Origin of the sequence: Salmonella sp. SAL04157 (genome assembly GCF_046551635.1) — a bacterium.
Taxonomy (GTDB): Bacteria; Pseudomonadota; Gammaproteobacteria; order Enterobacterales; family Enterobacteriaceae; genus Salmonella; species Salmonella enterica.
In genome coordinates this window covers 169,375-189,498 of the sequence record NZ_JBGDVS010000007.1, presented here as the reverse complement: position 1 = coordinate 189,498, position 20,124 = coordinate 169,375, and the positions used below count along the sequence as shown (strand labels likewise).

Annotated in this window: 18 protein-coding genes; 14 read left to right on the top strand and 4 right to left on the bottom strand. The window is 48.9% G+C overall.

Annotation, left to right across the window (positions count from 1 at the left end; translation table 11 throughout):
- Nucleotides 1-66: 66 nt before the first annotated feature.
- The 3 genes from ACLJRE_RS16640 to pspG all read left to right on the top strand — a co-directional run bounded on the left by ACLJRE_RS16640 (nt 67) and on the right by pspG (nt 2,872).
- Nucleotides 67-1,377, top strand: coding sequence for a conjugal transfer protein TraF (locus ACLJRE_RS16640; RefSeq protein ID WP_001039341.1), 1,311 nt, complete (start codon nt 67-69; stop codon nt 1,375-1,377).
- Between the two features lie 86 nt (nt 1,378-1,463).
- The gene (gene dusA, locus ACLJRE_RS16635; RefSeq protein WP_023212853.1) at nt 1,464-2,462 is read left to right on the top strand and encodes a tRNA dihydrouridine(20/20a) synthase DusA; all 999 of its coding nucleotides are present in this window, start codon (nt 1,464-1,466) and stop codon (nt 2,460-2,462) included.
- A 167-nt stretch (nt 2,463-2,629) separates the two neighbouring features.
- Nucleotides 2,630-2,872: an envelope stress response protein PspG gene (gene pspG / locus ACLJRE_RS16630; RefSeq protein WP_000891414.1), complete on the top strand. Its 243-nt coding sequence runs from the start codon at nt 2,630-2,632 to the stop codon at nt 2,870-2,872.
- A gap of 174 nt (nt 2,873-3,046) precedes the next feature.
- On the opposite strand, the gene ACLJRE_RS16625 is transcribed toward pspG, so the two are convergent.
- The gene (locus ACLJRE_RS16625; RefSeq protein ID WP_000235555.1) at nt 3,047-4,030 is read right to left on the bottom strand and encodes a quinone oxidoreductase; all 984 of its coding nucleotides are present in this window, start codon (nt 4,028-4,030) and stop codon (nt 3,047-3,049) included.
- 64 nt (nt 4,031-4,094) lie between these two features.
- Here ACLJRE_RS16625 and dnaB point away from each other — a divergent pair, with 64 nt between their 5' ends.
- The 6 genes from dnaB (at nt 4,095) to ACLJRE_RS16595 (ending at nt 9,804) form a co-directional block, all read left to right on the top strand.
- Nucleotides 4,095-5,510, top strand: a complete 1,416-nt coding sequence (gene dnaB, locus ACLJRE_RS16620) for a replicative DNA helicase (RefSeq protein WP_000918353.1) — start codon at nt 4,095-4,097, stop codon at nt 5,508-5,510.
- 31 nt (nt 5,511-5,541) lie between these two features.
- Entirely contained in the window at nt 5,542-6,621 is a 1,080-nt protein-coding gene (alr, locus tag ACLJRE_RS16615) for an alanine racemase (protein ID WP_023212852.1), read from the top strand.
- 185 nt (nt 6,622-6,806) lie between these two features.
- Nucleotides 6,807-8,000 carry an aromatic amino acid transaminase gene (gene tyrB, locus ACLJRE_RS16610; protein ID WP_023212851.1) on the top strand — a complete coding sequence of 398 codons (1,194 nt, stop codon included), beginning with the start codon at nt 6,807-6,809 and terminating at the stop codon, nt 7,998-8,000.
- Between the two features lie 186 nt (nt 8,001-8,186).
- The gene (gene aphA / locus ACLJRE_RS16605; RefSeq protein ID WP_000724436.1) at nt 8,187-8,900 is read left to right on the top strand and encodes an acid phosphatase AphA; all 714 of its coding nucleotides are present in this window, start codon (nt 8,187-8,189) and stop codon (nt 8,898-8,900) included.
- 128 nt (nt 8,901-9,028) lie between these two features.
- A complete protein-coding gene (locus tag ACLJRE_RS16600; RefSeq protein WP_000270392.1) occupies nt 9,029-9,445 on the top strand; it encodes a secondary thiamine-phosphate synthase enzyme YjbQ in 417 nt (138 codons plus the stop codon).
- Between the two features lie 2 nt (nt 9,446-9,447).
- Nucleotides 9,448-9,804 carry an MmcQ/YjbR family DNA-binding protein gene (locus ACLJRE_RS16595; RefSeq protein WP_000155665.1) on the top strand — a complete coding sequence of 119 codons (357 nt, stop codon included), beginning with the start codon at nt 9,448-9,450 and terminating at the stop codon, nt 9,802-9,804.
- Here ACLJRE_RS16595 and ACLJRE_RS16590 read toward each other — a convergent pair whose 3' ends face one another.
- The 3 genes from ACLJRE_RS16590 to uvrA form a co-directional block, all read right to left on the bottom strand.
- Nucleotides 9,805-10,143: a hypothetical protein gene (locus tag ACLJRE_RS16590; RefSeq protein WP_000146586.1), complete on the bottom strand. Its 339-nt coding sequence runs from the start codon at nt 10,141-10,143 to the stop codon at nt 9,805-9,807.
- Nucleotides 10,130-10,585: a hypothetical protein gene (locus ACLJRE_RS16585; protein WP_000432213.1), complete on the bottom strand. Its 456-nt coding sequence runs from the start codon at nt 10,583-10,585 to the stop codon at nt 10,130-10,132. The genes ACLJRE_RS16590 and ACLJRE_RS16585 overlap by 14 nt, the downstream gene beginning before the upstream one ends.
- Nucleotides 10,586-10,716: 131 nt before the next feature.
- Nucleotides 10,717-13,542 carry an excinuclease ABC subunit UvrA gene (gene uvrA / locus ACLJRE_RS16580; protein ID WP_000357722.1) on the bottom strand — a complete coding sequence of 942 codons (2,826 nt, stop codon included), beginning with the start codon at nt 13,540-13,542 and terminating at the stop codon, nt 10,717-10,719.
- Nucleotides 13,543-13,789: 247 nt separating this feature from the next.
- On the opposite strand from uvrA, the gene ssb1 reads away from it, so the two are divergent.
- From ssb1 to siiD, 5 genes are all read left to right on the top strand, one after another.
- Nucleotides 13,790-14,320 carry a single-stranded DNA-binding protein SSB1 gene (gene ssb1, locus ACLJRE_RS16575; RefSeq protein WP_000168322.1) on the top strand — a complete coding sequence of 177 codons (531 nt, stop codon included), beginning with the start codon at nt 13,790-13,792 and terminating at the stop codon, nt 14,318-14,320.
- Nucleotides 14,321-15,507: 1,187 nt separating this feature from the next.
- Complete coding sequence (siiA, locus tag ACLJRE_RS16570) at nt 15,508-16,140, top strand: SPI-4 type I secretion system auxiliary protein SiiA (protein WP_000389239.1); 633 nt, start codon at nt 15,508-15,510, stop codon at nt 16,138-16,140.
- Nucleotides 16,137-17,525, top strand: a complete 1,389-nt coding sequence (locus tag ACLJRE_RS16565) for a MotA/TolQ/ExbB proton channel family protein (protein WP_000875198.1) — start codon at nt 16,137-16,139, stop codon at nt 17,523-17,525. The genes siiA and ACLJRE_RS16565 overlap by 4 nt, the downstream gene beginning before the upstream one ends.
- A complete protein-coding gene (gene siiC, locus ACLJRE_RS16560) occupies nt 17,515-18,834 on the top strand; it encodes an SPI-4 type I secretion system protein SiiC (protein WP_023212850.1) in 1,320 nt (439 codons plus the stop codon). Before ACLJRE_RS16565 ends, siiC begins: the two co-directional genes overlap by 11 nt.
- Nucleotides 18,831-20,108 (top strand): SPI-4 type I secretion system protein SiiD, encoded by a 1,278-nt coding sequence (siiD, locus tag ACLJRE_RS16555; protein ID WP_001081935.1) that lies wholly within the window; start codon nt 18,831-18,833, stop codon nt 20,106-20,108. Before siiC ends, siiD begins: the two co-directional genes overlap by 4 nt.
- Nucleotides 20,109-20,124: the final 16 nt, after the last annotated feature.

Below are 20,124 nucleotides of genomic sequence, written 5' to 3'. Positions count from 1 at the left end.
AGTTCGCCTCTGTCCGGTAAAGCGTGGCGGAGGGATTACTTCACCTGATAATAAGATGGGCTAACTGTGAACAAAAACGTCAAACTTTCACTGATTGCTATCGCGGTCTCGCTTTTTATGGCAAAGCAGGCGAGCGCCGCCAATACCTGGACGGAAGCGCGTAATGACGCAATGGGCGGGACGGGCGTTGCGTCCGCGAATTATGGCAGCGGAGTACTGTTAAATCCGGCGTTACTGGCAAAAGCCAAACCGGAAGACAATATCACTGTTGTCCTTCCTGCGGTCGGCGTCCAGATTACGGATAAAGACAATCTCCAGGATGAAATTGACGATATCAGCGATAAAGTGGATTACTACGATGAGGTCGTCGATAACCTTACGCTGGGGCAAATTCTACTCAATCCGCGAGGCGTGCTGAGTCAATTTCAGGGCGCCGCGCGCGACCTGGCCGATGAGCTGGAATATCTCAACGGAAAAACCGCCCGCGCCAATGCCGGCGCCGGGTTGGCGGTAAGTATTCCAGGGCAAACGCTTTCCGTGGCGTTTATCGCCAAAGGTTATGCGCATGGGCGCGTCAGTTCGTCCATTGATCAGAACGATATTCAGTATCTGCGCGATATCCAGCATGATGAACGTGTCGCGCTTCGTGAAGCAGGACGCGCTGCTTTGCTGGGGTCTGACGAAATTACAAAGCATTTAAACTCTACCGCGTCGGGGCGGGTAGCGATTGTATCTGACTACGGTATTGCGCTGGCGAAGCAGTTTGTGATGGGCGAGGTGCCTGTTTCCATTGGCGTTACGCCAAAACTGCAAAAAACCTGGCTCTATAACTACACCACCTCAATTTATAACTACGACAGTAGCGACTGGAATAGCAGCCGTTATCGCAATGACGATACGGGTTTTAATATTGATGCGGGGCTTGCTGCCGATATCGGTGAAAACTGGACGCTGGGGCTGAGCGGGCAAAATTTGGTATCTCGCGATATCGATACGAAAGATATTTACATCACTAATGGTATGACGGGAGAAACCACCAACTACAAAGATACATACCAAATCCGCCCCCTGGTTACCGCGGGCGTCGCATGGCATAACGATTTGCTGACCGTAAGCGCCGATGGCGATCTGACGGAAACGAAAGGCTTTAAGAGCGAAGACAATTCACAGTACGTGGGTGTCGGCGCTGAAGTTCGACCGTTGTCATGGCTGGCGGTGCGCGCAGGGTATCGTGCGGATGTGAAAAATAACGATAGCAATGTAGTTACCGGCGGTCTTGGTTTTGCGCCCTTTAACCGTGTGCATCTCGACTTAATGGGACTGTACGGCGAAGATGAAACCTGGGGGGCAGGCGCGCAGCTTACAATGACATTCTGAGGTGCTTTCACCGGAGGCGCTACGCCTCCGGTTTAGCGTTATGCTATAGTAACGCCCTTTTTTAACCGGATGCTTATTTATTCGCCATGCAGCCTGAAACCCAGTCCTCCGCTTTTCCTGCTTATCGCTTCTCCATCGCGCCTATGCTCGACTGGACGGACAGACATTGCCGCTATTTCCTGCGTTTGCTGTCTCGCCAGACGCTGCTCTACACCGAAATGGTGACCACGGGCGCGATTATTCACGGTAAGGGTGACTATCTGGCTTACAGCGAAGAAGAGCATCCGGTCGCTCTACAGCTTGGTGGAAGCGATCCGGCTCAGCTTGCGCATTGTGCAAAGCTGGCGGAAGCGCGTGGCTACGATGAAATTAACCTCAACGTAGGGTGCCCCTCCGATCGCGTGCAAAACGGTATGTTTGGCGCCTGTTTGATGGGCAATGCGCAACTGGTCGCCGATTGTGTTAAAGCCATGCGTGATGTCGTCTCGATTCCGGTGACGGTAAAAACCCGCATTGGTATTGACGATCAGGACAGTTATGCGTTTCTGTGTGATTTCATCGATACGGTTTCCGGTCAGGGCGAATGCGAGATGTTTATTATCCATGCGCGCAAAGCCTGGCTTTCTGGCTTAAGCCCGAAAGAAAATCGTGAGATCCCGCCGCTGGATTACCCGCGCGTCTATCAGCTAAAGCGGGATTTTCCGCACCTGACCATGTCCATTAACGGCGGCATCAAATCGCTGGAAGAGGCGAAGGAGCACCTGCGCCATATGGATGGCGTCATGGTTGGCCGCGAAGCTTATCAGAATCCGGGTATACTGGCCGCGGTGGATCGGGAGATCTTTGGCGCCGATACCACCGATGCCGACCCGGTTACGGTGGTTCGCGCGATGTATCCCTATATTGAGCGTGAATTGAGCCAGGGAGCGTATCTGGGGCATATCACTCGCCATATGCTGGGGTTGTTCCAGGGCATCCCCGGCGCGCGGCAGTGGCGTCGCTATCTGAGCGAAAACGCCCATAAAGCTGGCGCGGATGTTGCTGTACTGGAGCAGGCGCTAAAACTGGTAGCAGACAAGCGTTAAAAGTTCGCCAAAAATTAGTCAATCTCACCACGCTCTGTGCAGTCTTGCAGGGCGTTTTCTTTATATATCAAAAACATAAATATTGGCATGATTTTTGTAATAGCTTACCTGACCAAACCCGGTAAGCGCCGTGCCGCCGGGCAATGCCATCTTTATGGGGAGCGACTATGCTGGAACTACTTTTTGTGCTTGGCTTTTTTCTGATGTTAATGGTGACGGGCGTCTCCTTGCTGGGCATTCTGGCCGCGCTGGTTGTAGCGACTGCCGTCATGTTCCTGGGCGGAATGTTCGCCCTGATGATCAAGCTGTTACCGTGGCTACTGCTGGCGGTGGCTGTGGTGTGGGTGATCAAAGCAGTAAAAACGCCAAAAATCCCACAGTATCAGCGCAATAACCGTCGGTTTTACTAAGGTATTGAGCGGTTCGTCACAACCTGGAACTTTGCCCTCACAGGCAAATAGGAATCGATTATTAAATCTGTCATGATTGCGCAGGTAACGAATTCATCGCGCTGTACCCTACATACAGCCGAACAAAAAAAGAAAGGGCTTCCCGGGTGGAAGCCCAATTTCTTTGCAGAGCTATTACGGAATCAGCAGGCTTGAGCCCTGTGTGGCCCGGCTTTCCAGCACTTCATGCGCGCGACGGGCATCTTTTAACGCATAGCGTTGATTTTCAGCCACATCAACTTTAATCACGCCGCTGGCGATCAATGAGAACAATTCATTGCTGGCTTCGGTTAGTTCTTCACGCGTCGTAATATACCCCTGTAGTGAAGGTCGTGTGGCATACAGGGAACCTTTCTGATTCAGAATACCTAAATTCACGCCGGTGACGGGGCCGGACGCGTTGCCGAAACTGACCATCAGTCCCCGACGTTGCAGGCAGTCCAGTGAGGCTTCCCAGGTATCTTTCCCCACGGAGTCATAGACCACGCGGACTTTTTTGCCGCCGGTGATCTCTTTTACCCGTTCTACAATGCTCTCCTCACGGTAATTAATTACCTGCCAGGCGCCGGCGTCCAGCGCCCGCTGCGCTTTTTGCGCGCTACCGACGGTACCGATAAGCTTCGCGCCCAGCGCTTTCGCCCATTGGCAGGCGATCAGACCGACGCCGCCCGCAGCGGCATGAAACAGGAAGGGTTCGTCGGGTTTCACTTCATAGGTTTTGCGCAACAGGTAAAAAACGGTCAATCCCTTGAGAAAAGAGGCTGCCGCCTGTTCGAAGGAAATGGCGTCAGGTAAAATCGCGGCTTTATCTGCGGGGACGTTATGGACGGAACTGTAAGCGCCGAGCGTTGACTGCGCGTAGACGACGCGATCGCCCACGCGAATGTGCTCCACGCCGTTGCCGACTTTACTGACCACACCCGCAGCTTCGGTTCCCAGGCCCGCAGGCAACGACGGGGGCGGATAGAGTCCGCTACGGATATAGGTGTCGATGAAGTTGATACCAATGGCTTTGTTCTCAACCTGGATTTCGTGTTCCGCCGGTTCCGTTGGCGTAAACTCCACGGTCTGAAGCACTTCCGGACCACCATGCTTGTGAAATTCAATACGCGTTGCCATGCTTCCTCCAAAAGAAATGTGGTAATCTTTCGACCCAATCACTATCTCGGTAACTCCATTCACTATGGCAGGAAATAAACCCTTCAACAAACCACAGACTGATGCCCGCGACCGCGATCCGCAGGTTGCCGGGATAAAAGTACCGCCGCACTCGATTGAAGCGGAACAGTCGGTGTTGGGCGGTTTAATGCTGGATAACGAGCGCTGGGACGATGTGGCCGAGCGCGTGGTGGCGGAAGATTTCTATACCCGCCCGCATCGCCATATCTTTACGGAGATGGGGCGCTTGCAGGAAAGCGGCAGTCCTATCGACCTGATTACGCTCGCGGAATCGCTGGAGCGGCAGGGCCAACTGGACAGCGTCGGCGGTTTCGCCTATCTGGCGGAGTTGTCTAAAAACACGCCAAGCGCGGCGAATATCAGTGCTTATGCGGACATTGTGCGCGAACGCGCCGTGGTCCGCGATATGATCGCGGTGGCGCATGAAATTGCGGACGCTGGTTACGATCCACAGGGGCGTAATAGCGACGAACTGCTGGATCTGGCGGAGTCGCGCGTCTTCCAGATCGCGGAAAACCGGGCCAACAAAGACGAAGGCCCGAAAAGCATCGACCAGATTCTCGACGCTACCGTGGCGCGTATTGAGCAGTTGTTCCAGCAACCGCACGATGGCGTTACAGGCGTGGATACCGGCTATCAGGATCTCAATAAAAAGACGGCAGGGTTACAGCGTTCGGATTTGATTATCGTCGCGGCGCGTCCCTCCATGGGTAAAACCACTTTTGCGATGAACCTCTGCGAAAATGCGGCGATGTTGCAGGATAAACCGGTACTGATCTTCAGTCTGGAGATGCCCGGCGAACAGATCATGATGCGTATGCTGGCCTCGCTGTCCCGCGTCGATCAGACACGTATTCGTACCGGTCAACTCGATGATGAAGACTGGGCGCGAATCTCCGGCACGATGGGCATTCTGCTGGAGAAACGCAATATGTATATTGACGACTCCTCAGGTCTTACGCCGACAGAAGTCCGTTCGCGCGCGCGGCGTATTTTCCGCGAACATGGCGGGTTAAGTCTGATTATGATCGACTACCTGCAATTGATGCGCGTGCCGTCGCTTTCTGATAACCGTACTCTGGAAATCGCCGAAATTTCCCGCTCGTTGAAAGCGCTGGCGAAGGAACTCCAGGTGCCGGTCGTGGCGCTATCACAGCTTAACCGCTCTCTGGAACAACGCGCGGATAAACGTCCGGTGAACTCCGACCTGCGTGAATCCGGCTCTATTGAACAGGATGCCGACTTAATTATGTTTATCTACCGTGATGAGGTTTATCACGAGAACAGCGACTTAAAAGGCATTGCTGAAATTATTATTGGTAAGCAACGTAACGGTCCTATCGGTACGGTTCGTCTGACGTTCAATGGTCAGTGGTCGCGCTTCGATAACTATGCGGGACCGCAATACGATGATGAGTAACTCTCCGTCATTCTTTTAACAAGGAATTCAAATGCAAGCGGCAACAGTCGTCATTAACCGCCGCGCTCTGCGACACAACCTGCAACGTCTGCGTGAACTGGCGCCTGCCAGTAAGCTGGTTGCGGTGGTGAAAGCGAACGCTTATGGACACGGTCTTCTGGAGACCGCGCGAACGCTCCCTGATGCTGACGCTTTTGGCGTGGCGCGTCTTGAAGAGGCTCTACGTCTGCGAGTGGGCGGGATCACGCAGCCTATCCTGCTGCTGGAGGGTTTTTTCGACGCCGCCGATCTGCCGACCATTTCCGCGCAATGTCTGCATACCGCCGTACATAATCAGGAGCAGCTTGCCGCCCTGGAGGCGGTGGAGCTGGCGGAGCCAGTAACGGTCTGGATGAAACTGGATACCGGTATGCATCGTCTCGGCGTGCGTCCCGAAGAGGCGGAGGCGTTCTACCAGCGTCTGACGCACTGTAAAAATGTACGCCAGCCGGTGAATATCGTCAGCCATTTTGCCCGTGCGGATGAGCCGGAATGCGGCGCTACCGAACATCAGCTCGACATTTTTAATGCCTTCTGTCAGGGTAAACCCGGTCAGCGCTCTATTGCCGCGTCTGGCGGTATTCTGCTGTGGCCGCAGTCTCACTTTGACTGGGCGCGTCCGGGCATCATTTTGTATGGCGTATCGCCGCTGGAACACAAACCCTGGGGGCCTGATTTTGGTTTTCAGCCGGTGATGTCCTTAACCTCCAGTTTGATCGCGGTGCGTGACCACAAAGCGGGCGAACCGGTGGGCTACGGCGGGACATGGGTGAGTGAGCGCGACACGCGCCTGGGCGTGGTGGCGATGGGTTATGGCGATGGCTACCCACGAGCGGCGCCTTCCGGTACGCCAGTACTGGTCAATGGTCGTGAAGTCCCGATTGTCGGGCGGGTGGCGATGGATATGATTTGCGTGGATTTGGGGCCAAACGCGCAGGATAACGCGGGCGATCCGGTGGTCTTATGGGGCGAAGGTCTGCCGGTTGAACGTATCGCTGAAATGACAAAAGTAAGTGCTTACGAACTTATCACGCGCCTGACTTCAAGGGTGGCGATGAAGTATATTGATTAAATACGCGGCAGGCCGGGTGGCGCTTGCGCTTATCCGGCTTGTCTCGCGCATTGGCTGTAGGCCGGATAAGACGTTCACGCCGCCATCCGGCAATATGCGCATCCACCACAACATCCTCTCGATCTTCTCGTCCTTCCGGTTTATTGTGTTATTTCCTGCCCTCTGTAAACCTGGAGAACCATCGCGTGTTTCAAAAAGTTGACGCCTATGCCGGCGATCCGATTCTTTCACTGATGGAGCGTTTTAAAGACGACTCCCGTCACGACAAAGTAAATCTGAGCATTGGCCTGTATTACAACGAAGACGGGATTATCCCACAGCTCAAAACGGTGGCCGAAGCCGAAGCCCGGCTTAACGCGCAGCCGCATGGCGCTTCGCTGTACCTGCCGATGGAAGGACTCAATACTTATCGCCATACTATCGCGCCTTTGCTCTTTGGCGCCGATCACCCGGTTCTTCAGCAACAGCGCGTGGCTACTATCCAGACATTAGGCGGTTCCGGCGCGCTGAAAGTGGGCGCGGATTTCCTGAAGCGTTATTTCCCCGACGCAGGCGTATGGGTGAGCGACCCCACCTGGGAAAACCATATTGCGATATTTGCCGGGGCAGGATTCGAAGTGAGTACTTACCCCTGGTATGACGACGCGACTAACGGCATCCGTTTTAACGATCTGCTGACCACGCTGAATACGTTACCTGCGCGCAGTATCGTGCTGCTGCACCCCTGTTGTCACAACCCGACCGGGGCGGATTTAACGCCTTCGCAATGGGATGCGGTGATTGAGATAGTGAAAGCGCGCGATCTGATTCCGTTCCTTGATATTGCCTATCAGGGGTTTGGCGCAGGCATGGACGAGGATGCTTACGCTATTCGCGCCATTGCCAGCGCCGGGTTACCTGCGTTAGTCAGTAATTCTTTTTCGAAGATTTTCTCGCTGTACGGCGAGCGCGTCGGCGGCCTGTCCGTGGTGTGTGAAGATGCTGAAATTGCCGCGCGGGTTCTGGGACAGCTAAAAGCGACGGTGCGCCGAATTTACTCCAGTCCGCCGTGTTTCGGCGCTCAGGTGGTCGCTACGGTCCTGGGCGATGAGGCGTTAAAAGCGAGCTGGCTGGCGGAAGTCGACGCGATGCGTAACCGCATTATATCGATGCGCCAGACGCTGGTGAAGGAGCTGAAGGCGGAGATGCCTGACCGCAACTTTGATTACTTGTTAGAGCAGCGCGGTATGTTCAGCTATACCGGGTTAAGCGAGGAGCAGGTCGAGCGGTTGCGCGATGAGTTTGGCGTTTACCTGATTGCCAGTGGCCGCATGTGTGTCGCCGGGCTTAATGATTCAAATGTACACCGCGTGGCGAAGGCATTTGCCGCTGTCATGTAATATTCAGGCCGGACGGCGATAACAGTGCCCTCCGGCCTGACAATAGCTGTTGTGATCATCCTCTTTTTTCGTAACAAAACCGCAGATAATCCTTCCTTTTGACCGTTACTGGCGTTATGGTCAGATAGTTTTTTGAGCAAAGACTCATCTTAATAACTATAATATTCTGAATTTTAAGGGAAAAGCATGAAAAAAATAACCCTGGCGCTGAGTGCCGTCTGTTTGTTGTTTACGCTAAACCATTCCGCGAATGCGTTAGTATCTTCCCCTTCGACGCTCAATCCGGGCACTAACGTTGCAAAACTCGCGGAACAAGCGCCTGTCCATTGGGTCTCTGTCGCCCAGATTGAAAACAGCCTCACCGGACGCCCGCCGATGGCGGTCGGCTTTGATATTGACGACACCGTGTTATTTTCCAGCCCCGGATTCTGGCGCGGAAAGAAAACCTACTCCCCGGACAGCGACGATTATCTGAAAAATCCGGCCTTTTGGGAAAAAATGAACAACGGCTGGGATGAGTTCAGTATTCCAAAAGAAGTGGCCCGACAGCTCATTGATATGCATGTTCGCCGTGGCGACAGTATTTACTTTGTCACTGGTCGTAGTCAGACGAAAACGGAAACCGTGTCGAAAACGCTGGCGGATAACTTCCATATTCCGGCGGCGAATATGAATCCGGTGATTTTCGCCGGCGATAAACCGGGACAAAATACGAAAGTTCAGTGGCTGCAGGAGAAGAATATGCGTATCTTCTACGGCGATTCGGATAACGATATTACTGCGGCTCGTGATTGTGGTATCCGCGGTATTCGCATCCTGCGCGCGGCTAACTCCACCTACAAACCGCTGCCGCAGGCAGGAGCGTTTGGCGAGGAAGTCATTGTCAACTCGGAGTACTAAAAATCAGGAGAGCGACAGGCTCTCCTTTTTTGCATGATTTTTGCACAAACTTGCCCCGCTGGCTTTTACCTTTTCCAGACTTGCTGCACACTATTCAGGAGACGTTTGTTTTTAGGAAGGAGCAGCCTATGTGGTATCAGCGCACCATTACACTGAGCGAGAAGCCGCGCGGGTTTCATCTGATAACAGATGAAATTATCGATAAATTGTCTGGCTTACCGCCTGTCGAAACGGGTTTGCTGCATCTGTTGTTACTACATACCTCGGCCTCGCTGACGTTAAACGAAAACTGCGATCCCACCGTGCGCGCTGATATGGAGCGCCATTTCCTGAAAACCGTTCCCGATAATGCGGCGTATGAACATGATTACGAAGGCGCAGATGACATGCCTTCGCATATTAAGTCGTCAGTATTGGGCGTCTCGTTGCTGCTGCCTGTACGCCAGGGGCGTTTACAGTTAGGAACATGGCAAGGTATCTGGTTGGGAGAGCACCGTATTCACGGCGGTCCACGTAAAATCATCGCGACACTACAAGGGGAATGATAATGACCATTTCGGAATTACTGCAATACTGCATGGCAAAACCTGGCGCAGAGCAGAGCGTCCACAGCGACTGGAAAGCGACGCAAATTAAAGTGGAAGATGTACTTTTCGCGATGGTAAAAGAAGTTGAAGGACGCCCGGCAGCCTCTCTCAAAACCAGCCCGGAACTGGCAGAGTTGTTACGTCAGCAGCACAGCGATGTACGACCGAGTCGGCACCTTAATAAAGCGCACTGGAGCACGGTCTATCTGGACGGATCGCTGCCGGATTCACAACTCTATTATCTGGTCGATGCCTCTTATCAACAGGCGGTAAATGCGCTGCCGGAAGATAAACGCAAGCAGTTGCCGCAGTCCTGATTATAGCGCGCCGACCAACAACGCCAGGGCGATATCAATGAGGCGGATGACCGTAGACCGGATACGGCTGTCGAGGGCGATTTGCGCATTATTGGCGCGTAGCCTGGCGAGGTCCCGCTGTCCTTCCAGCAGAATAATCATATCGTCGTCGTCCAGCCAGCCGCGAGCATGTTCCTGAAGCGCGCGGGCGATAAACGCAGCGGACTCGCGTATACCGTCGTCGCTGTCTTCTCTTGCCTGCTTATACGCCTGGATAAACTCGGCAATCGCCGAGGAGGCTACAGGATGTTCGGCCCGGGCGGTGGTCATCAGGTTATGTATTTCGTTAATAGACGCCATTTTCTTCTCCCTGAGTACAGCGTGCGCCCCAATGCAGACACTCACCCTGTATGGCTAATTTCCAGACCTGATTATTTTGCTGTTGGTATCTCTCAGCCTGGATGTAAGTAAGTGGTTGCTTACGTTGCATAACCCGCGCATAAAGACGCAAATAGTGATTTTTCAGCAGCGCCAGATTATCGAGTCGATGTTTATCCCCACCTTGACGGGCGACCCGCTCAGCCTGAAAAAATGTCTGGCGGATATCGCGGTCATCCTTGAGCAGTGTCTCTTTTTGCCACGGTATTCGCGCCGCGTCCTGCAGGAAGCGGGTTGAGCGCGCTTGTAATAGCGTCAGTTGTTGAAAAGCCACGGCGCTAAAGCGGTCAGGCAGCGTACAGGCGGATAAAAACAGGCACAGCAGTAGTGTGATTGCGTAGGGCAACTTCATGGTGTTTTCCATAACAGACCGTTTGCGCTATCACATGTCAGAGCGAGGCGGCACGCAAATCACAAATGCTCAACACGGATACAATGAGGTGGGATGAGGAAAAATGATGCCGCTTCCCGGCGAATCGGAAAGCGGCGTGAAGGTTATTTGAGCATAGGTTTAAGGAAGCGGGCGGTATGCGACGCCTCGCACTCCGCCACGGTTTCCGGCGTACCGGAGACGAGAATTTCGCCGCCGCCGCTGCCGCCTTCCGGGCCGAGGTCGACAATCCAGTCCGCCGTTTTAATGACGTCCAGGTTGTGTTCGATCACCACGATGGTGTTGCCCTGATCGCGCAACTGATGCAGAACGTCAAGCAACTGCTGAATATCAGCAAAGTGCAGGCCGGTGGTCGGCTCGTCGAGAATATACAGCGTCTGCCCGGTGCCGCGCTTCGACAGTTCGCGCGCCAGCTTCACGCGCTGAGCCTCGCCGCCGGAAAGCGTCGTCGCCGACTGACCAAGACGGATATAGGTCAGCCCCACGTCCATCAGCGTCTGCAGCTTACGCGCCAGCGCCGGAACCGCATCAAAGAACTCACGCGCTTCTTCAATGGTCATATCCAGCACTTCGTGGATGGTCTTGCCTTTGTACTTAATCTCCAGCGTTTCCCGGTTATAGCGCTTGCCTTTGCACTGGTCGCACGGCACGTAAATATCCGGCAGAAAGTGCATTTCGACTTTAATGACGCCATCGCCCTGGCACGCTTCGCAGCGACCGCCGCGCACGTTGAAGCTGAATCGCCCTGGCGTATAGCCGCGCGCGCGAGACTCCGGCACGCCAGCAAAAAGCTCGCGAACCGGGGTAAAGACGCCCGTATAGGTCGCCGGGTTGGAACGCGGGGTGCGCCCGATTGGGCTCTGGTCGATATCGATCACTTTATCGAAATGTTCCAGCCCCTGAATATCCCGATACGGCGCCGGTTCGGCGATAGTCGCCCCGTTTAACTGACGCTGGGCGATGGGGAACAGCGTATCGTTAATCAGCGTTGATTTACCGGAACCCGAGACGCCGGTGATACAGGTAAACAGCCCTACCGGTAGCGTAAGGGTCACATCTTTCAGGTTATTGCCGCGCGCGCCGGTGAGTTTGAGCACTTTTTCTGGATTTGCCGGCACGCGTTGTTTCGGCACTTCAATTTTGCGTTTACCGCTCATGTACTGGCCGGTCAGCGATTCCGGTACCGCCATAATGGCTTCCAGCGGGCCTTCCGCCACCACCTCGCCGCCGTGAACGCCCGCGCCGGGGCCAATATCAATCACATGGTCGGCGGCACGGATGGCGTCTTCATCGTGTTCCACCACAATCACGGTATTGCCAAGATTGCGCAGATGAATCAGCGTACCCAGCAGCCGTTCGTTATCGCGCTGGTGCAGACCGATGGACGGTTCATCCAGCACATACATCACGCCGACTAACCCGGCGCCTATCTGGCTCGCCAGACGAATACGCTGGGCTTCGCCGCCGGAAAGCGTTTCTGCCGAGCGGGAGAGCGTGAGATAGTTCAGGCCGACGTTCACCAGAAACTTGAGGCGATCGCCGATCTCTTTTAGCACTTTTTCGGCGATTTTCGCCCGTTGCCCGGAAAGCTTGAGATTAGTGAAAAAATCCATCGCATGGCCAATGCTCATATCGGAAATAGCAGGCAGCGGCGTATTTTCCACAAATACATGGCGCGCTTCGCGATTCAGTCGCGTTCCCTCACAGCTGGCGCAGGGGCGATTACTGATGAATTTCGCTAGCTCTTCGCGCACCGCGCTGGATTCCGTTTCTTTATAACGGCGCTCCATATTATGCAGCACGCCTTCGAACGGATGGCGGCGCACGGAGGTATCGCCGCGATCGTTCATATATTTAAATTCGATGTTCTCTTTGCCGGAACCGTACAGCACGACTTTGTGTACGTTGGCGCTGAGGCTTGCCCACGGCGCATCCACGTCGAACTTATAGTGTTCCGCCAGCGACTTGAGCATTTGAAAGTAGTAAAAATTGCGACGATCCCAACCACGAATCGCGCCGCCTGCCAGCGACAGGTCGGGATTCTGGATCACGCGGTCCGGATCGAAATATTGCTGAACGCCGAGGCCGTCACAGGTCGGGCAGGCGCCTGCCGGGTTGTTGAACGAGAACAGACGCGGTTCCAGCTCGCGCATACTGTAGCCGCAAATCGGACAGGCAAAATTGGCGGAGAACAGAAGCTCCTCCGCTTTCTCATCGTCCATATCGGCAACAACCGCCGTGCCGCCGGATAATTCCAGCGCCGTTTCGAATGACTCCGCCAGGCGTTGGGAAAGATCGTTGCGAACTTTGAAGCGATCGATCACCACCTCAATGGTATGTTTCTTTTGCAGCTCCAGCTTCGGCGGATCGGAGAGATCGCAGACTTCGCCGTCAATACGGGCGCGAATGTAACCCTGGCTTGCCAGATTTTCCAGCGTTTTGGTGTGTTCGCCTTTACGCTCTTTAATAATCGGCGCCAGCAGCATCAGACGTTTGCCTTCCGGCTGTGACAGCACGTTATCGACCATCTGGCTAACGGTTTGCGCCGCCAGCGGCACGTCATGATCCGGACAACGCGGTTCGCCCACGCGGGCAAACAGCAGGCGCAGGTAGTCGTGGATCTCGGTAATAGTACCCACCGTAGAGCGCGGGTTGTGCGATGTCGATTTCTGTTCAATTGAGATCGCGGGCGATAGCCCCTCAATATGGTCGACATCCGGTTTTTCCATGAGCGACAAAAACTGCCGCGCGTAAGCGGAGAGCGATTCAACGTAACGACGCTGCCCTTCGGCATACAGAGTGTCGAAAGCCAGTGAGGATTTGCCTGAACCCGAAAGCCCGGTCACGACAATCAGTTTGTCGCGTGGGATGACGAGGTTAATATTTTTGAGATTATGGGTGCGGGCGCCCCGAACTTCGATCTTATCCATTCACCTTTCCCGGTAGAGACTCGGATGCCTGGTTTGTTTGAAGGACAAACGGCAGAAACGGCTAATTATGACACAATTTAACCTGTTTGAATATACAGTATTGGAATGCATCTTCAGCTAAAGTATGCAACAATATGAGGTTCGCGCGAGTGACCTGGAACCTGCATCGCAGCTATTAAAATGCTACGTGGAAATGGTACACTCACGCGTTTACACTATTTATGAAACGTATTCAGGAGACTCAATTATGGCCAGCAGAGGCGTAAACAAGGTGATTCTCGTTGGTAATCTGGGCCAGGACCCGGAAGTACGCTATATGCCGAGTGGCGGCGCTGTCGCCAACTTAACGCTGGCTACTTCTGAATCCTGGCGCGATAAGCAGACCGGCGAAATGAAAGAGCAGACTGAATGGCACCGGGTGGTGATGTTCGGCAAACTGGCGGAAGTGGCCGGCGAATATCTGCGTAAAGGTTCTCAGGTGTATATCGAAGGTCAATTGCGTACCCGCAAGTGGACCGATCAGAGTGGCCAGGAACGCTATACGACTGAAATTAACGTTCCGCAGATCGGTGGCGTGATGCAGATGCTGGGTGGTCGCCAGGGCGGCGGCGCACCGGCAGGCGGTCAGCAGCAGGGGGGTTGGGGTCAACCGCAACAACCTCAGCAGCCGCAGGGCGGCAACCAGTTCAGCGGCGGCGCGCAGTCGCGTCCACAGCAATCCGCGCCAGCGCCGTCTAACGAACCGCCAATGGATTTTGACGACGACATTCCGTTCTGATTTTTGGTAAAAAACTCAAAGGGTTATTTGCATTTTCGCTATAGTTCTCGTCTGCTGAAATGCCTGGTGTAAACCAGGCATTTTCTTACCTGGTATTATTGTCTTAGGGCCTATCCCACCAGGCGTTATTGGCGCAGCCAGTTTGGACACGGACAGCGCGCAAAAACCGGAGCGTACACGTAGTACGTGAGGATTTTGAGCACTGCCCAGGACCAAAATGGCAAGTAAAATAGCCCTAATGGGATAGGCTCTTTGTATCCCTTTCAAAAAAGAGAAGCGCATATCTTACGGAAAAATGTCGCTTATCGCCTCTGGCCGACTCGCCTCGGCACATCATTATCCAGCCGAAGTTCATAAATGTACTGCAATAACCCGGATTGTCTTAAATATGAAAGAGAAATCTCATCTGCAAAATATATAATTTATAGCCATTTTTTGACAACAAAAAGATATTATAAAATAACGTTAGAGAATGGTCGGTATTATCAATAGTTAATTAAATGTTTGCTTTAGCTTGTGATGAGGTCAAATATGATATGTTCATCTTGCTTTATTTTTAATTGCTGAAGATAAACTTGTTACTTATAGCTGGCTTTATATAAAAAATGGTTTTATTTATGTATTTTTTTACGCAATTCTGATTTTTTACTCCCCACTTATTATATTTTTAATGATTTAAGTTATATTGAAGTCCCTATGACCCTATGTTTTAATTGTGAAAATTCATTTTATCCTCTGGAGGCAAATTTATTAAATACGTATGATTATAACGCGTATTAAAAAGAAATATGTCCTTAAAATGATTTAGAGTTTCAATGATTAGCTAACAAATCTATTTATCGGCGAGTGGTTTTAATTTGCTGATGACTATTTTTTATTTATGAGCTGAGAGCTTATGCGATACCTATTATTGGGGAAGATATAGTTAGTGCAATAATTGATGTATACCTAATAAAAAAATGAAGAGTGTTTTTAATTAAAGCACTCATCTTTGTTGTGGGCGCATAAAAATGGCGTCATTGTTTTTATTTTTCTGATTACGAGATGTAGGAAAACTGAAATCTATAAAGCGTATTGGTAGCAGGAAGCCAAGGGCGGTAGCGTTCACTTTCTGAATAAGTTGAGCATCCTTTATCCTTTCTAATCCACAAAAACATTTTATTCACAATGTAATATCAGGAGACAACATGGAAGACGAAAGTAATCCGTGGCCTAGTTTTGTTGATACATTCTCTACGGTATTGTGCATTTTTATATTTCTTATGTTGGTGTTTGCACTTAATAATATGATTATTATGTATGACAACTCAATTAAAGTTTATAAAGCAAATATAGAGAATAAGACTAAATCTACTGCTCAAAATAGCGGAGCCAATGACAATTCAAATCCTAATGAAATAGTTAATAAGGAAGTGAATACTCAAGATGTGTCGGACGGAATGACTACAATGTCAGGTAAGGAGGTTGGAGTATACGATATCGCCGATGGTCAGAAAATTGATATAACATCTACAAAAAATGAGCTTGTTATTACGTATCATGGCAGGCTGAGAAGCTTTTCAGAAGAGGACACTCATAAAATAAAGGCTTGGTTAGAAGACAAAATCAATAGTAATTTATTGATAGAAATGGTTATTCCTCAGGCAGACATCTCTTTCTCTGACTCTTTACGACTGGGATATGAACGGGGAATTATTTTAATGAAAGAGATTAAGAAGATATATCCTGATGTAGTTATTGACATGAGTGTTAACTCCGCAGCATCAAGTACAATGAGTAAAGCTATTATCACGACTATTAATAAAAAGGTGTCAGAGTGAAATATATAAATCATTACCGCTATTTGTTTGTCTGTTTTTTCCTTGCCATACTCCCTTTTTCCGCTTTATCTTTTCCCGGTATAAGAGAGTATGTTTTTGATAACTTTATGGTTTCTGCAATTTACAATGGAGTCATTATTGCCATTTATATTACAGGCTCTTTGTGTGCATTATTCACTATTTTTAAAAATATTTCAGCAAAAGACATATTAATAGCTCAGGACGCCAGCAGAAAAAATAGTATTCTTTCTAATCTCAATCAGATTTTGTTTTCCGGAGAACCCAAACAGTGTGATTTCAATTTGCTGATGGAATTAGATGACAATGTGTCTACCGCCCGTAACCAACGATTGTCATTTATTATGAGTTGTAGCAATGTGTCGACGCTTGTTGGCCTGTTGGGGACGTTTGCGGGTCTGTCTATTACGATTGGTTCAATCGGGAATTTATTGAGCTCGCCATCAGATGTTGGCGGTGATAATGCAAGTAATACACTCAATATGATCGTGACAATGGTAGCGTCGCTTTCTGAACCATTGAAAGGGATGAATACCGCATTTGTATCTTCTATCTATGGTGTTGTTTGCGCCATACTCCTGACCTCACAAAGTGTTTTTGTTCGCAGCTCCTATTCCCTTGTTTCTACGGAAATCAAAAAATTAAAAATCATAAGCAACAGATCCAATAATAAACAACGAAGCCTGCGGGTTGAATCAGAGACGCTTGTAGAATTTAAAGAGTTGTTTAAAGCGTTTTTTGATAACTACCTGACAGTTGAAAACTTACGGACGCAGGATGAAGAAAAGAAACGAGTGATGCTATCAGATAGCTTTGTCACTTTGCAAAACCGGCTATTGGATAACTCAGCAAAACTGGAACAACTTTCTACGCTGATTGATGGTTATCTGGTAAGCAGTAACGAAAATCTCAAAAAATTATCTGACGGTGTAATAACAATTACCTCTCGTTTATCTGAAGGTAATATCCTGCTTGCTGATAATAATGCACGACTGGAGGCAATGAGTACAATACAAAATATTATAGACAAAAAGAATGATTCAATAATGGCATCAGTTGATAAATGTTATCAGGAATCTCTTTCACATGGTAAGACCATAAACGATATTGCCGCTGGCAGTGCCGATATTTCTCATACTCTCGATGGGCTGAGAAAAGAAATGGATGAGGATATGAACAATGTTCATTTAGCGCTATCCGATCTATCGGCTACTGATAAAAAGATTATTGCCAATACTAAAGAGATTAGTGCTGAAATGGTTAGCTACCGTGATACCTATATGCCATTAATGGAAAAAATAACATCTATGCACCAGGAAATAGTAAAGCAACGTTTGTTAAACAAGGAGGAAAAAAATGAAGATTAAGATGTTTTTTCTGACGACTGCTTTTATTACACAAAGCACATACGCCAGCGAGCTTCCGGTCATTCCTCTAAGAGATTTAGTTAATGCCGCATTAACGCATCAGCCCTCTGTTGCTGTTTCATATTATGAGACTGAAAAGAAAAACAGTGACTTAGATCTTTCACGGGCAGCACTTTATCCTACCCTGGATCTAACATCTGGCCTTAATAATAACAGGAAAGAGTCATCAGGTACCGAGAGAAACGTTGAAAATAAGGTGTCTTTATCATACCGAATAACGGATTTTGGAGTGAGGGGGGCTAATATCAGGAAATCTGAATATGAAAGAGATAATAGTAAAACTGACTATGAAAAAACAAAGAATATAGTGTCTCAGGAGGTTGTGACAACCTATTACAACATCAGTAAATATCGTGAAATGATTGATGGCGTAAATCTGGAGAAAGAGTTTTATAAAAAGATGCTGGAAACTTTTTCGCTGCTGGTATCTTCCGGTGTAGCTATGCAATCTGATATGCGTAAAGTACAAGTATCTATCGATGCATTAAATACCAGAAGCATTATGTATCAGTCGATGTTGGATGATGAAATGTATAAAATGCAGAATATGACTGGTCTGAATTTATCACCAGTTCAGATTCAAAGCGATGAAAAATTCAACCTCTTCAAAAAATATATCTTTGTCGAAAGCCCTGAAAAACTTATGGACATGGTGATGAAATACAACGATGACTATAAGATGCTTGTCAATACCCGAAAAGCCGCGACCGAAGATATTAATGCCGCAAAATCATCCTATTTTCCGACTGTAGATCTCGTTTCCAGCTATGTACAGAATAACCCGAGCGGTAGTGCCAAAAAAAGTGATTATGAAGATGAATTCAAAACGGGTATCAATGTCAGTTTCAACATTTTTAATGGGTTCAGAAATTCAGCCCAGGAAAGAAAAATGGTGGCAAGTTACTCGCAGGCTAAGCTGCAAATTGACGATTTTTTGATTAAAACGCGTTATAACATTGATTCACAACTTTCAAAATACACCGCTGCAAAAGAGACTTACTCAGTGGCGGAACGTTCACATACAAACGCGTTACAGCTTACTGAGTTATATGAGCAGGAGTTTCAGTTAGGGCAAAAAAGTTTGCTTGATTTAATTTCAAGCCGTAATGAAGCATTTCAGGCATATGTAAGCATGGTCGACAGCAAATATAGCCTGTATATTTTAAAGTTACAGCAACTCTCATTGATTTTTCATTTAATGGATTATTTAAAAGGAAATACTGAAAGTGAGTTAAATGTAATGAAATGAATAGAAGACAAAGCGATCATCTCATGATGATAATTATTTCTTTGACGATCTTAATTATTATCCTTACCTACTTTATAGAAATTAATTCAGTGGTTCATGGTCAGGGCGTTATCACCACTAAAGATAATGCTCAGTTAATATCTCTTTCTAAGGGAGGGACGATACAAGATATTTATGTAGCCGAGGGTGATACTGTAAAAAAAGGAGAACTCCTTGCAAAGGTCGTTAACCTTGATCTGCAAAAAGAATATCAAAGGTATAGAACTCAAAAAGGGTATCTGGATAAAGATGTTAACGAAATATCTTTCATTCTTGATAAAGAAAATGAGAGTGGATTGATTACCCTGGATGGCACCCGTTCTTTAAGTAATAAAGAGGTAAAAGCGAATATTGAATTAGTGCATAGTCAGATAAGAGCTAAAGAGTTAAAAAAAACCTCTCTTGATTCTGAGATTAGCGGATTACAAGAGAAGCTGAGTTCGAAAGAAAAAGAACTCGCATTGCTTGCCGAAGAAATAAATATTCTTTCCCCACTGGTAAAAAAAGGAATTAGCCCATATACCAATTTTCTTAACAAGAAACAGGCGTATATAAAAGTTAAGTCTGAAATTAATGATATTGAAAGTAGCATCACTTTAAAAAAAGATGATATTGAGTTGGTTGTTAATGATATTGAGGCGCTTAATAATGAATTGCGACTATCTTTATCTAAAATAATATCTAAAAATCTTCAGGAACTTGAGGTTGTTAACTCTACATTAAAAGTAATAGAGAAGCAGATAAATGAGGAGGATATCTATTCACCGGTTGACGGTGTAATTTATAAAATCAATAAAAGTGCCACTACTCATGGTGGTGTGATTCAGGCGGCGGACTTACTTTTTGAAATAAAACCAAAAGTAAGGACTATGCTGGCCGATGTGAAAATATTACCCAAATACCGTGACCAAATATATGTAGATGAAGCCGTTAAACTGGATGTCCAGTCAATTATCCAACCAAAGATAAAATCGTATAATGCGACTATCGATAATATTAGCCCTGATTCCTATGAGGAAAATACCGGAGGAACAATTCAGCGTTATTATAAAGTAATTATTGCATTCGATGTTAATGAAGATGATTTACGGTGGTTAAAACCAGGTATGACTGTTGACGCCAGTGTAATTACCGGAAAACACAGCATTATGGAATACCTGTTATCTCCCTTGATGAAAGGCGTGGACAAAGCCTTTTCAGAACCCGTTAATACTAAACGATTAGATACACCTTGAGAGTGAATATAATATT